This is a genomic window from Pseudomonas sp. S49 (genome assembly GCF_009866785.1).
Lineage (GTDB): Bacteria > Pseudomonadota > Gammaproteobacteria > Pseudomonadales > Pseudomonadaceae > Aquipseudomonas.
This window is the reverse complement of sequence record NZ_CP019432.1, coordinates 4,394,610-4,407,974: the sequence shown is the minus strand read 5'-3', so window position 1 is coordinate 4,407,974 and position 13,365 is coordinate 4,394,610. Positions and strand designations below refer to the sequence as shown.

Sequence of the window (13,365 nt, the reverse complement as noted above, 5' to 3'; positions counted from 1 at the left end):
CTGCTCGCGAAGACGTTGTGTCAGTCGATAAATATGTCGGATGACCCACCGCATTCGCGAGCAGGCTCGCTCCCACATGGGGGAAAGGGTATTGAGTTCGATATGGCATAACGATAGACCGCATCGATATATGTGGTTATAAGAAAAATCGCTATGCTGCGGGCCAGATTTTTCCTGTCGTTTTTCTGGACGTGTTAATGGAATTGGCGAATTTCGGCCTGGTGATTGCCGGGCTGGTGGTGGGTTTTATTGTCGGCATGACCGGTGTCGGCGGTGGTTCGTTGATGACGCCGATCCTGTTGTGGTTCGGCATCAACCCGGCAACGGCAGTGGGCACAGACCTGCTGTATGCCGCCATTACCAAATCCAGTGGTGTCCTCGTTCATCGCAAAAACAAGAACATCGACTGGGCCATCACTGGCTGGCTGACCCTCGGCAGCGTGCCGGCGGTGGCCATGACCCTGTGGTTCCTCAGCACCCTGCACACTGCGCCGGACGCGATGAACGCCATCATCAAACAGGCGCTGGGCTTCGTCCTGTTCGCCACGGCACTGGCGATCTTCTTCAAGAAACGCTTGCTCGAGTTCGCCCACAAACGCGCCGGCGGCAACTATAACCCGAGCGGTTCGCGCCTGAACGTGATGACCGTGATCACCGGTCTGGTCCTCGGCACCATGGTTGCGCTGACCTCGATCGGTGCAGGCGCCCTCGGCACTGTCGCGCTGTTCATCCTTTATCCGCTGCTGCCGACCCGTCGCCTGGTTGGCACCGAAATCGCCCACGCCGTGCCGCTAACGCTGGTCGCCGGCCTCGGCCACGCGAGCATGGGCAACATGGATTGGGGCGTGCTGGGCTTTTTGCTGGTCGGCTCGCTGCCAGGCATCTGGCTCGGCAGCCACCTGACCGGACGCATTTCCGACGAAGTCCTGCGCCCGTGCCTGGCGACGATGCTGGTGCTGATCGGTTACAAACTGGCGTTCTGATCCGACTTCAATTTCTGCAACGGAACATCAAGCTGTGGCGAGGGAGCAAGCGCCGTCGCCACACGGGTCAGCGTTGGAAGGTGTATTTCATCACCGTCACCGGCAACTCTTCGTACACCAGTTCCTCAACCACTTCCCAACCCAGCCGTGCATACAGCGACTGCGCCGCATCGGTGTACAGATACAACTCAGGCACACCCAGCGCCGCCGCTTCTGCAACCACGCGATTGACCAGTTGCGAAGCGATCCCGCGACCGCGTTCTTCAGCCTTCACATAAACCCCGGCCAGCCATGGCGTCAGATTCGGGCGCAGCTTCAGATCACTTTCGATCAGCAGCGCGCCGCCCAGCAGTCGCGAACCCTCCAGCGCTACCACGACACTCGGCACTGCACCCTTGCCGCAGGATTCGCGCATGTGTTCGATACGGTCCTCGACGGTTTGCCCGGGACGAAACTCGCCCCACTCCTCGAAGTTGAGCGTGGCCAGTTCTTCGATCAATTCGGGGTGATCGCACAGGTAATCGATGTGCATGCGGGTGAACTCCATTTTATGGGCAGAACCGCCACCCTAATGCGGTCATAAAAGGTAATCAAATCCGCGTTGCGATCAGGTCGGATATGTTGCGCAATGTCGCGCCTGTCCTAAGCTTCTGACTAGGCGGAAGATATTTGCCGGGTTGTCCCGGAACAATCGCCACGATGCGCAATCATTAGAGCGTGGATATCAAAAGGAGATGCGCATGCTCATCAGGTCACTGACCCTGACACTCTTGCTGGCGATTGCCGGCCCCTTGTTCGCCGCTGACAACGATTCGCCCATCGCCGGGGATATGGGCCGCGCCCGACCGCTGATCGTGATCGCACAAAGCACCGTCGACCCCGTCTGGGTAGCCCTCAAGAAGTCGCTGGAGGATCCCGCCAACAAAAAGGGCGTCGCCGACCGCAACATCAAGGTCTACACCATCCTCAACATGGCCGGCCAGCTCGACGGCAAGGACATGGGCCAGCAAGACACCATGGCGCTTTTGCGTTCGCTGAAGCTGGGTGCCGGGGCGTATCCGAAAGTGTTCCTGGTGGGCAAGGATGGCGAGACCAAACTCTCGGCTTCGGGGGATGAGGCGAAAGCGGTGGATTTGAAGAAGATCTTTGACACCATCGATGCCATGCCTATGGCCGAAAAGGAAGCGGCCGCTGCGGCTCAGGCGCCGGTTGCTGCTACGCCGGAACCGGCGAAAGGTGCCAAGAATGCCAAGCCGACCAAGCCTGCGAAACCGAGCAAGCCACCGGAAATGCCGGATGACTGATCGCGCAGTCACTGAATAAAACGCGTCCCCTGTAGGAGTGAGCCTGCTCGCGATAGCGGTGTATCAGTCACCATCAGCGTTGACTGATACACCGCTATCGCGAGCAGGCTCACTCCTACAATGTTTATCCCGTTGCCTGCAGATTTGCGGACACCGACGCCCTCACCGCAACTTGTCTACCCACGGCTATCGCCCTCATCAAGCAGGTAAACCAGCACACCTTTGGTATCACTTATGACCAATGGAGAATGCGTGGTCAGCACGAACTGGCAATTGGGAAAGGTCGTACTTAATTGTGCAATCAGACCGAGCTGCCATTGCGGATCCATGCGCAATTCCACCTCGTCGATCAGAACAATGCCGTCGCCGTGCAGTGGGTTGTCCATCGACGGGTTCATCATCGCCAGACGCCTGGCCATGTCACCCACCAACGCAATCATCGACTTTTCGCCAAGCGAGAGCTGAGTGACATTGAATGTCGCGCCATGTTTGTCGACTGCCATATGCAGATGTGGTTTGCGTTGCACACGCAGGTTGGAGAAATCCGGCATGAACACGGCGATGGCCGAACGCACGGCAGTCAACTGGCGGTCGCGGGAGGAGGCTTTCACGTTGGCGAGCGTTTTATAAACGTCGCTGTCAGTACCGAATTTTTCCGCGACTTCGGCCAGTGCGGTATCGGAAATCCCGTCCTCGTTTTCGCTGTCCTCACGTTCACGAAACCATTCGAAAAAACCGCGAAAGTCCGCGCCACCGTTGAAGCTGGTGTCGTAGCCGTCGAGTTGATCAGAGGCTTGTTTGCTGGTGATTTCAAGCGGGATGTCGAGAACGCAACGTTCGGCTGGGTAATAAGCGATCAGCGGGAGTGAGGCCCTATCGTCGGCGGTGAGTTGAGTGCGGTAGTGGTCTGCAAGCAGTCTGACTTCGTTTAAATATCCACGGCCCGAGACTGCACCTTCTTGGCGACTTCGGGCAGCGCCCCATACGAACAATTCGCTTTCGGAACCCGCATCACTGTCAGTTGCGCGCGGGTGCGAAACGTCTGTGATGCCAATCGAAAGGACGGCTCCTGAGGCGCCGTTGCGAATGTCTTCATCGACAAGGTATTTGCCATTGCCTCTATTGGAGCGAATTTTTGCTATCAGCCAGCTCAGACAAATATTCAGGGATTCAAGAATGGTGGTTTTTCCGCTGCCGTTGTTTCCCACCAGCACCGTGATGTTCGAGCGGTGTGTCAGGGTAGGGGCAAACTGAATATCCATGTCGCCAAAGTGTCCGACATCCGTAAGCTTCAAACTTTTGATTTCCATCATTGTGCTCTTCGGATGACGGTTTCTTTGCCCGACGCCATCCTCGTCCAAAGATTGATTCGATGCAGTGTAGATACAACGAATTCATTCGCTAGCACAAAGTCGTTGCAGCATATGCCGGCCGAAATGTCTTACACAAAGCTCCTTCAGACCCCGCGGATTTTTCCTGCAAGTCGCGGCGGCGGTGGTGAACTGGTGGGTTTGGGGGAGGAGGGATAGTCTTCTTGGGCCGCTGCAAAACACAGTGGTCGGGTGTGGAAGTCCGGTGTTGGTCGTGAGCGCATGTGCGCCTGTGAACACATGTTGGCGGTTTTTATGCCAACATTGTTTGCTTATGGCAGCGATGCGCAGGAGCACTCTCGAGTGCACCGGGTCTCTCGACCTCCCCGGACTTCCACCCCTGCGCAAAGCTGCCACCCTCTCGTGGAAGTGAGTTTGGCAGTTTTTCTCCCATGTTTAGAGGTCATTTACTTATGAAAAAACACACGCCAAACCCTCCCGAATCCCCCATGGATTCAGGATCCTTCGACGCCAATAACCCCCGCTTACGCAACCCGTATCACCCTGATCCCATCAGCCACGTCTTCACCATCTTCCCCGATATCGATACGCCCACGCTGCTCTGCCACGCTTGCGAAACCCTCGCCTCACTCAACGTCCTGACCACTGACCTCGCCGCAGAACTGCAGGGTTCACCGCGCAGTCTCGCCTTGTCGATTCAGCAGTTGGCAATCCTCGGCGAGTTGCTGGTCAACCGCGCGCTGGACAATCTCGACCCGCCGGCGGCGACGCAACATTGAACAGGGAGGTTCAACTATGGCTCGATACATACCCATAACCGGCATCGACTGCACCATTCCCTGCCTGCTGATCGACCGCGAAGCACCGGTGGATGTGCTGCATGGCACGGCGGCTTACCGTTTGCGCTGTGTCACGCAATTGATGGAGACTCTGGCGCTGGGTGAGGGCAAAGGGCACGACGCCTTGCTGCTGCAGGATTTCGCCCGGGTGATGGCGATCCCGTTGCGTGACAGTTGCGACTTGATGGATGTCATCGGCTGGAAGTTGCAGGCGCAGCTTTAAAGACAAAAGATCGCAGCCTGCGGCAGCTCCTACATTGACCGAGTGAAAACCCGATCTTGTAGGAGCTGCCGCAGGCTGCGATCTTTTGATTTTCAGTCAGCGACAGCGCTGAGGATTTTGTGGGCGATTTTCACCCGCTCTGGAATCGGGAAGTTCTTGTTGGCCATGATCACGATGCCCACGTCCTTGCTCGGCACAAACGCTACGTAAGTCCCGAAGCCACCCGTCGAGCCGGTCTTGTTGATCAGCACGTCATGCGGTTGAGGTTGCGGCGGATTCAGCCACTGCACCTTGTGCGCATGCATGGCCATTTCTGTCGAGTTGCCCGCCAGCAAGCGATCAAGGCTGATCGGGTAGCGGTACATTTCCCAACCCAAACCCTGAGTCATATCGCCGACCGTGTAGTAACCGGTGTGGGTGTTGGCGATGGTTTTTTGCAGGGAGGCTTCCAGCGTTTCAGGTTTCAGGTTGGCCTGAACGTAACGCAGCATGTCCACGGCACTGGTTTTCACGCCGTAGGCCTGTGAGTCCAGCGCACCGGGGGTGACGCGCACCGGTTTGTCGTTCTTGTCATAACCCTGCGCATAAAGGCCCATTTGCGCGGCAGGCACGCTGAGGTAGGTGTGCTGCAAACCGAGTTTCGGCAGCAAGGTTTGCGTCATCGCCTGATCAAACGGCTGGCCGAGGCTTTTTGCGGCCAGATAACCGAACAGGCCCAGACTCGGGTTGGAGTATTGGCGATGGCTGCCTGCCGGATACACCGGTTTCCACTGCTTGAAATAGCCGAGCATCTTGTCAGACGAATCCGCGTTGCCCGGGAATTGCAGCGGCAAACCGCCGGCGCTGTAGGTGCCCAGTTGCAGCACACTGATGTTGTCGAAAGCGCTGCCTTTCAATTCAGGCCAGAGCTGACTGGCCTTGGTCGACAGATCGAGTTTGCCGGTCGCTTGGGCGTAACCGGCGAGGGCGGCGGTGAAGGTTTTGCTCACCGAGCCGATTTCGAACAAGGTGTTTTCGCTGACTTTCTGTCCGGTGTCTTTCGCGGCAACCCCGTAGTTAAAGTAATGCGGTTGGCCATTAATGGTCAGCGCTACGGTCAGGCCGGGAATGTTCTGTTGTTGCATTACTGGCGTCACAGCGTCGTTGACCAGCGCCTGTAACTGCGCGTCGGTTGGCGCGGCGGCCATGCAGGACGAGGCACCGAAAAACAGGCTGAATGCGGCGCAGGAAATGAGTTTGCTCGATTGAATGGATGACATGAATGAACCACTCTCCATGAGTGTTGCTAGCGTTATCCCGCTACACTGCGGGCGATTTCTGTGTTGGGCGACTGATCAGCGCCGCCAATTTAGTCAGCGCGGTGCCAACCGACAAACGACGAAAACTCGCACGAGCCATTAGAAAAATTTGGGACTGGGCATGATTCGACCGCAATTGCCGCTCAACGCACTGCGCGCCTTTGAAGCGTCCGCGCGTCATTTGAGCTTCACCCGCGCTGCCGTGGAACTGTGCGTCACCCAGGCTGCGGTCAGCCACCAGGTCAAAAGCCTCGAAGCGCAACTCAACGTCACGCTGTTCAAACGCCTGCCCCGTGGGCTGATGCTGACCAGTGAAGGCGAAACCTTGCTACCGGTGTTGAGCGCCTCGTTCGATCACATCGCGCAGATTCTCGAACGCCTCGCCGGTGGACAGTATCGCGAAATGCTGACCGTCGGCGCGGTCGGTACGTTCGCCGTGGGTTGGCTGTTGCCGAGGCTGGCGGACTTCCGGTCGAAACATCCGCTTATAGATTTGCGGCTGTCGACCAACAACAACCGCGTCGATGTCGCGGCAGAAGGGCTGGATTACGCGATCCGCTTTGGCGCCGGGGCGTGGCATGGTATCGAAGCGACGCGGTTGCTTGAGGCACCGCTGTCGGTGTTGTGCGTGCCGGAAATTGCTCGGCAATTGCATTCGCCGGGGGACTTGCTGCAGCAGACGCTGCTGCGTTCCTATCGTACGGATGAATGGCCGGAGTGGTTTCAGGCTGCCGGGTTGGCGACTCAAGCGGCACCGCCGCAAAGCATCGTTTTCGACTCGTCGCTGGCGATGATGGAGGCGGCTTTGCAGGGCGGTGGGGTGGCATTGGCGCCGCCGCTGATGTTCGCCCGGCAACTGGCGGCGGAGGCGATTTGTCAGCCGTTTGCGATCGAGATTACGACGGGGAGTTATTGGTTGACGCGGTTGCAGTCGCGGCCGGAAACGGCGGCGATGACAGCGTTCAAAACCTGGCTGCTGCAAATCTCTGGTTAATGCAAAACCCTTGTAGGAGTGAGCCTGCTCGCGATAGCGGTGTGTCAGTCAACATTTACATCAACTGACACACCGCTATCGCGAGCAGGCTCACTCCTACAGGGACCGTGGTGGATTGGAGATCAGGTTCAGCGCACCAGACACGGCCGCTTGTTATCGAACTTCCACCCCGGAATCAGAAACTGCATCGCCACGCTGTCATCCCGCGCGCCGAGGCCCATGCCTTTATACAGTTCATGAGCCTTGGCCACCTGGTCCATGTCCAGTTCCACGCCAAGCCCCGGCTTCTTCGGCACCTGCACCAGACCATCGACAATTTGCAGCGGGGCCTTGGTCAAACGCTGGCCATCCTGCCAGATCCAATGGGTGTCGATCGCGGTGATCTCGCCCGGCGCAGCAGCGGCGACATGGGTGAACATCGCCAGCGAGATATCGAAGTGGTTGTTGGAATGCGAGCCCCAGGTCAGCCCCCATTCATGGCACATCTGCGCCACGCGCACCGAACCCTGCATGGTCCAGAAGTGCGGGTCGGCCAGTGGAATGTCCACCGACTGCAACTGGATCGCATGGCCCATCTCGCGCCAGTCAGTGGCGATCATGTTGGTGGCAGTTTTCAGCCCGGTGGCACGACGGAATTCGGCCATCACTTCGCGGCCGGAATAACCGTTTTCCGCACCGCACGGGTCTTCGGCATAGGCGAGCACCTGATGCTGGTCGCGGCACAAACGAATGGCTTCTTTCAGTGACCACGCGCCGTTCGGATCGAGGGTGATGCGCGCATCAGGAAAGCGTTCGGCCAGCGCTGTGACCGCTTCGATTTCGGCATCGCCGCTGAGCACACCGCCCTTGAGCTTGAAGTCCTTGAAACCGTATTTCGCATGGGCCGCTTCGGCGAGGCGAACCACGGCTTCGGCGGTCATGGCCTTCTCGTGACGCACGCGGAACCAGTCATTGTCGGCGTCCGGTTCGCTGCGATAGGCGAGGTCGGTTTCGCGTTGATCACCGACATAAAACAGATATCCGAGCATCTTCACTTCATCGCGTTGCTGGCCTTCGCCAAGCAGCGCCGCCACCGGTACATCAAGATGCTGACCGAGCAGATCGAGCAGGGCGGCTTCGAGGCCAGTCACCGCGTGAATGGTGATGCGCAGATCGAACGTCTGCAGGCCACGACCGCCGGCATCGCGGTCAGCGAAGGTCTGGCGCACTTGATTGAGGATCTTCTGCCAGGTGCCGATCGGGCTGCCGACTACCAGACTGCGTGCATCTTCGAGGGTCTGGCGAATGCGCTCGCCACCGGGCACCTCGCCGACGCCGGTGTGGCCGGCGTTGTCCTTGAGGATGACGATGTTGCGGGTGAAAAACGGCCCGTGGGCGCCGCTCAGATTGAGCAGCATGCCATCGTGGCCGGCCACCGGGATGACTTGCATGTCGGTGATGATCGGGGCTTTGGCGGTGTCGTGTGCGGTCATGTTCTTATCCTTTCAATACGCAATCTTTAAAAATGGACGTCAGGCGTGCTTTGGCGCGGCATCGGCCACGGCTATGTCAGCAGCAGGTTTCGGTGTGGTGCGCGCGAAGAAAACAATGATGGCGGCAATGATCGAGGTCGCGGCCAGGCCATAAAGGCCGCCCTGAATTGAGCCGGTGTGTTCTTCGAGCAGACCGAAAGTGGTCGGCGCCACAAAGCCGCCAAGGTTGCCGACCGAGTTGATCAGCGCGATCACCGCTGCCGCGATGCGTGCATCCAGATAGGCCTGCGGGATCGGCCAGAACAGCGACGAAGCGGATTTGAAACCCAGCGCGGCAAAGCAGATCGCGACGAAGGCGAAGATCGGCCCGCCGGTGGTGGACATGAACATCCCCGCAGCGGCGATCAACAGTGCGGTGGCGACCCACGCCTGCTGGTGTTTCCACTTGGCCGAGAACGAAGCGAAGGCGTACATGCCGATGATCGACAGCAACCACGGAATCGAGTTGAACAGGCCGACCTGGAAGTCGCTCATCTCGCCCATTTTCTTGATGATGCTCGGCAGCCAGAATGTAGCGGCGTAGATGGTCAGTTGAATGAAGAAGTAGATCAGGCAGAACAGGATGATCTGGCGATCCTTGAGCAATTTGCCCATCGATGGCCGGATCGGTGTCGCGGCTTCGCGGGCCTTCTGTTCCGCGTCGATGGCGTTGACCAGTGCGTCCTGTTCGGCGCGGCTCAGCCATTTCGCGTCGTGGGGTTTGGCGTCGAGCCAGAACCAGACGAAGACGCACAGGCACACCGAAAACATCCCTTCAATGAAGTACATCCATTGCCAGCCGTGCATGCCCAGCCCGTTGATTTGCAGGAGCAGGCCGGACAACGGTCCGGAGATCAACGAAGCCACGGCGGAGCCGCTGAGGAAGATCGCAATCGCCTTGCCGCGTTCGGCGCCGGGCAGCCAACGGGTGAAGTAGTAGATCACCCCGGGAAAGAACCCGGCCTCGGCCACGCCGAGCAAAAAGCGCAACACGTAGAAGTGGGTTTCGTTCTGGATGAACGCCATGCCGGCGGCGACCAGTCCCCAGGTAAACATGATGCGGGTCAGCCAGATGCGTGCGCCGACTTTCTGCAGGAGCATGTTGGACGGGACTTCGAACAGCGCGTAACCGATGAAGAACAGACCGGCGCCGAAGCCGTACGCGGCGGCACCAATACCGAGGTCATGTTCCATGTGAGTGCGGACGAAACCGATGTTCACCCGGTCAATGTAATTGACGATGAACATGATCACGAAAAGCGGCAGGACGTGGCGTTTCACTTTCGAGATGGCGGACGCGAGTGTCGAATCGACGCCCTCGTTCATCCCGGAGACGGAGGTTTTCACTTGGTTTTCTCCCACTGATTATTTTTATGCGGGGTAGGGCAGGTGTGGCGTTGTTGCTAGACATCATACAACTGAGAATTTTTTTCCTACAAGTGGGGAGGAGTGATTAATTTTCTATGAGAGGTCGTGTTTTTATGCTTTTTCGTATTTTTATCCAGTGTTTGCTAGGGTTTGTGGCTGGCGGTGCGTGATTTGTTTTTACGGTATACCGGTTCAGATCGCCAGAAAGGTATGAAACTATCGTGCTCTAATTTGAGTGTTGTCATACAAGTTGTGGCGCTAGAATCAATCTCGTCCGCTCTCGCACAGTGCTACGATCCGCAAGCCCCGATCACCGGAACCGACCATGCAAGAAGACCTCGACGCTCCTGCTCGCAAACGTGCGCATAACCTCGCCCATGACCTGGTCGAGAAGCTCACCCAGAGCATCCTGCTCGGCCAGTTGTCGCCCGGCGACAAGCTGCCGTCGGAGAATTCCATCGTTCAGGAACACGGCGTCAGCCGCACCGTGGTGCGCGAGGCGATTTCCAAGTTGCAGGCTTCGGGACTGGTGGAGACGCGCCACGGCATCGGTACGTTCGTCATCGAGCGCGCGCCTGAGCAGGGCTTGCGCCTGAATGTCGACACAGCGCTCGGGGTGCGCAGCATTCTTGAACTGCGCCTGGGCCTGGAAACCCAGGCAGCGGCACTGGCGGCACAGCGGCGGAGCGAGCAGCAATTGCTGCAAATGCGTCAGGCGCTGGATGACTACCAGCGGTTACTGGACAACAACGACAGTTGCGTCGAAGCCGATCGACGTTTTCATCTGCTCATCGCCGAGGCCACCGGCAACGTCTGCTTCAGTGAAATCATGCAGCACCTGGGCAGTGCGATGATTCCGCGTAACCGGCTCAATGCTGCTGAACGTGGTGCGGCGGATCTGAGCAAGCTCGGGCAACTGGCTCATCTGGAGCACGAGGCGATCTTGAACGCGATCAAGCGTCAGGATGCGGATGCCGCGCGGGCGGCCATGTGGCTGCACCTGACCAACAGCCGCGACCGCTTTTCCGCGCAGGGTTGAACGCCGTTGGTCTGTTCGATAGCACGCCGTACACAGGGCTGATTCCAAGTTGTACGGCCCGGGTATTCCGGACCTCCTGAGTGAGGTGCGTCATGGCTAACGATTTGCTGTTTCAGGGCGGTGTGCTGCCGACCGATCCAACCCGCCCGCTGCCCGGTACCGATGAACCAACACTGGCCGATCATGATGCACCGCCGGGGATGAACCCGGGGCGTGATCCGTTGAGCGATGCTGATCGGCCGGAGGATTGGCAGGATCCGCCGGCGGATGATGAGGACGTGCTGCCCGCGGATGAGCCGACGCCGTTGTCGGATGATCGGCGCTGAGCCTCGGCTTTGTGGTGGATTCGCTGGCCCCTTCGCGAGCAGGCTCGCTCCCACATTGGAACGCATTTCCCTGTGGGAGCGAGCCTGCTCGCGAAGACGGCATACGCTTCAAAACAGATTTCAGATCAGATCCGGGCTGTCCTGACCAGACCAATCTGCCGCTCCAGATTCAACGCCAACACACTGATCAACACCACCACCGACCCCGCCAGCATCAGCAACGTCGGCCGCTCGCCCAAACCAAACGAAGCAATCCCCATCGCCGTCGGCGGTATCAAATACAACGTCATTGTCGCCCGGCTCAAATCCACATGCTTGAGCACAAAGCCCCACGCCAGATAGGCCAGTGCACTGGGAAAAACGCCCAAGACCAACACCGCCCACTGCACCCGCAACGGCGCATTCATCACGGCGTGCGTCAATCCCGGCAGATAAATCAGCAGCATCAACGTCCCCGACCACACCGCGTAACACGCCAGACTGAAACCGTCGTAACGCCGCGCGTGGTGTTTTTGCAGGGCGAAGTAAACGCTCCATGAAACCGCCGCCAACAGGATCAGCAGTGCGTGCGCATCGATATTGCCCAAGCCCTTATCACCGCTGACCACGATCACCACGCCGACAAACCCGAGCAACACACAACTCCAGCGCCAGGCGCTGACCTGATCCTTGAACACAAACCGCGCCAGCAACGTGCTGAACAACGGGCTCGATTGCGCCAACACGCTGGAAGCCCCGGCACTGACGCTTTGCTGGCCGATGTTCAGTGCGACGTGATGCAGGCTGACGGCGAAAAAACCCAGGGCGAACAACAGCGGCACATCGCGCCAGTGCGGCAGGCGAATGCCCTTGAACGCCGCGATCAGCGCCATGAACAGCGAGGCCAACAAAAACCGCAGCAACGCCAGATGCCCGGGGTCGTAGGCTTGCAGTCCGATGTGAATGCCGGTCGGCGAATACGCCCAGCAAGCAACGACGAAGGCCATCGCCAAGAGGATTTTCAACGGGGAAGGGTGCGGCATGATCAGGCGCTCGTTGCTGTCGATGCGCCGAGTATCCGGGTTGCCAATCATTCGCCACAACTGACTTATACTGCGCGTAATGTTCACTCAGAGTGATGGATATGGAGCTGGCGCAAATCCGTATGTTCAAGACCGTGGCCGAGCTCGGCAGCATCGCGCGGGCGGCAGAAAAGCTCTGCTGTGTGCCGTCGAACATCACCGCGCGGATCAAGGCGCTGGAGGCAGAGTTGGGTGTTGCGCTGTTTCTGCGTGAGGGCCGCGGGTTGCGCATCAGCCCGGCAGGGCAGACGTTTCTCGCCTATGCCGAAAAGATTCTGGCACTGACCGCCGAGGCCAAACGCGCGGTTGATCCTTCGTCCGAACCGTCCGGGCCGTTGCGCATTGGCGCGATCGAATCTTCGGCGACCGGGCGCTTGCCGCGCTTGCTGGCAAAGTTTCACCAGCGCTATCCGCAGGTGGCGCTGGAACTCACCACGGGCACTTGGGCGCAGTTGCTCGACGACACTGTCAGCCATCGCCTCGATGGGGCGATTGTTGCGGTGGATGTCGAGCGTTCGCAGCTCAAGCGCACGCCGATGTATCGCGAAGAGTTGTTGTTGATCGCATCTACCTCGTTCGGGCCGGTGCGCGGCATTGATGATCTGCAGGACAAAACCGTGTTCATGTGGCCGCAAGGTTGCCCGTATCGGGCGGCGCTGGAGCATTGGCTGTTGCGTCAGGGGTTGTCGCTGCCGATCGTCAGTCTCGCCAGTTATGGGGCGATTGTCGGTTGTGTGAGTGCCGGGGCGGGGGTGGCGTTGGTGCCCAAGGGCGTGTTTGAGCAGTACGCGAAAGGAGCTGGGTGTGTGGGGTATGAGTTCGCTGAACTGACGGCCGTCGACAACTTGTTCTACTGGCATGAAAACGCCGGGGTGCATCCGGCGCGGGAGGCGTTTGTGGCGATGTTGCGGGAGGAGTTTGTTGCGTAGGAAAAGCTTTCCCTCATCGGAACGCCGCCCGCCCAGCCCTCTCCCGGAGGGAGAGGGGGCCGACCGAGGTGTCTCGGGTTATACGCCGACCTGAACAATCGAGTCGATTATGGATTCGGCCAAGCTGAACGAGCGAGTCGATTATGGATTCGATCAAGT

14 protein-coding genes are annotated in these 13,365 nt (G+C 58.8%); 8 read left to right on the top strand and 6 right to left on the bottom strand.

The features are described from left to right. The first annotated feature begins 197 nt into the window (after positions 1-197). Entirely contained in the window at positions 198-983 is a 786-nt protein-coding gene (locus tag PspS49_RS19370) for a sulfite exporter TauE/SafE family protein (RefSeq protein ID WP_077573721.1), read from the top strand. A gap of 67 nt (positions 984-1,050) precedes the next feature. On the opposite strand, the gene PspS49_RS19365 is transcribed toward PspS49_RS19370, so the two are convergent. Further along, on the bottom strand, positions 1,051-1,515 hold the full coding sequence (locus PspS49_RS19365; RefSeq protein WP_160041065.1) for a GNAT family N-acetyltransferase: 465 nt from the start codon (positions 1,513-1,515) through the stop codon (positions 1,051-1,053). A 208-nt stretch (positions 1,516-1,723) separates the two neighbouring features. On the opposite strand from PspS49_RS19365, the gene PspS49_RS19360 reads away from it, so the two are divergent. Next, entirely contained in the window at positions 1,724-2,287 is a 564-nt protein-coding gene (locus tag PspS49_RS19360; protein WP_160041063.1) for a DUF4174 domain-containing protein, read from the top strand. Positions 2,288-2,463: 176 nt separating this feature from the next. On the opposite strand, the gene PspS49_RS19355 is transcribed toward PspS49_RS19360, so the two are convergent. Next, positions 2,464-3,597: an AAA family ATPase gene (locus PspS49_RS19355; protein WP_160041061.1), complete on the bottom strand. Its 1,134-nt coding sequence runs from the start codon at positions 3,595-3,597 to the stop codon at positions 2,464-2,466. A 473-nt stretch (positions 3,598-4,070) separates the two neighbouring features. Here PspS49_RS19355 and PspS49_RS19350 point away from each other — a divergent pair, with 473 nt between their 5' ends. Both PspS49_RS19350 and PspS49_RS19345 read left to right on the top strand, forming a co-directional pair. After that, a complete protein-coding gene (locus tag PspS49_RS19350; RefSeq protein WP_160041059.1) occupies positions 4,071-4,397 on the top strand; it encodes a DUF6124 family protein in 327 nt (108 codons plus the stop codon). A 16-nt stretch (positions 4,398-4,413) separates the two neighbouring features. Further along, positions 4,414-4,680: a hypothetical protein gene (locus PspS49_RS19345; RefSeq protein WP_137219493.1), complete on the top strand. Its 267-nt coding sequence runs from the start codon at positions 4,414-4,416 to the stop codon at positions 4,678-4,680. 92 nt (positions 4,681-4,772) lie between these two features. Here PspS49_RS19345 and ampC read toward each other — a convergent pair whose 3' ends face one another. Further along, positions 4,773-5,939, bottom strand: coding sequence for a class C beta-lactamase (gene ampC, locus PspS49_RS19340; protein ID WP_160041057.1), 1,167 nt, complete (start codon positions 5,937-5,939; stop codon positions 4,773-4,775). A gap of 160 nt (positions 5,940-6,099) precedes the next feature. Here ampC and PspS49_RS19335 point away from each other — a divergent pair, with 160 nt between their 5' ends. Next, on the top strand, positions 6,100-6,972 hold the full coding sequence (locus PspS49_RS19335) for a LysR family transcriptional regulator (RefSeq protein ID WP_160041055.1): 873 nt from the start codon (positions 6,100-6,102) through the stop codon (positions 6,970-6,972). 128 nt (positions 6,973-7,100) lie between these two features. Here the strand turns inward: PspS49_RS19335 and gudD are convergent, their stop codons facing one another. Next, on the bottom strand, positions 7,101-8,444 hold the full coding sequence (gene gudD / locus PspS49_RS19330) for a glucarate dehydratase (RefSeq protein ID WP_102901669.1): 1,344 nt from the start codon (positions 8,442-8,444) through the stop codon (positions 7,101-7,103). A 39-nt stretch (positions 8,445-8,483) separates the two neighbouring features. Continuing rightward, positions 8,484-9,830 carry an MFS transporter gene (locus PspS49_RS19325; protein WP_116030207.1) on the bottom strand — a complete coding sequence of 449 codons (1,347 nt, stop codon included), beginning with the start codon at positions 9,828-9,830 and terminating at the stop codon, positions 8,484-8,486. A 346-nt stretch (positions 9,831-10,176) separates the two neighbouring features. Between PspS49_RS19325 and PspS49_RS19320 the strand changes: the two genes are divergently transcribed. Further along, positions 10,177-10,890: a FadR/GntR family transcriptional regulator gene (locus PspS49_RS19320; protein ID WP_127929029.1), complete on the top strand. Its 714-nt coding sequence runs from the start codon at positions 10,177-10,179 to the stop codon at positions 10,888-10,890. A 92-nt stretch (positions 10,891-10,982) separates the two neighbouring features. Continuing rightward, complete coding sequence (locus PspS49_RS19315; RefSeq protein ID WP_160041053.1) at positions 10,983-11,216, top strand: hypothetical protein; 234 nt, start codon at positions 10,983-10,985, stop codon at positions 11,214-11,216. A gap of 125 nt (positions 11,217-11,341) precedes the next feature. Here PspS49_RS19315 and PspS49_RS19310 read toward each other — a convergent pair whose 3' ends face one another. After that, positions 11,342-12,238: a DMT family transporter gene (locus tag PspS49_RS19310; RefSeq protein WP_174245068.1), complete on the bottom strand. Its 897-nt coding sequence runs from the start codon at positions 12,236-12,238 to the stop codon at positions 11,342-11,344. A gap of 101 nt (positions 12,239-12,339) precedes the next feature. Here PspS49_RS19310 and PspS49_RS19305 point away from each other — a divergent pair, with 101 nt between their 5' ends. Then, positions 12,340-13,206, top strand: a complete 867-nt coding sequence (locus PspS49_RS19305) for a LysR substrate-binding domain-containing protein (RefSeq protein WP_127929026.1) — start codon at positions 12,340-12,342, stop codon at positions 13,204-13,206. The last annotated feature ends 159 nt before the right edge of the window (positions 13,207-13,365 follow it).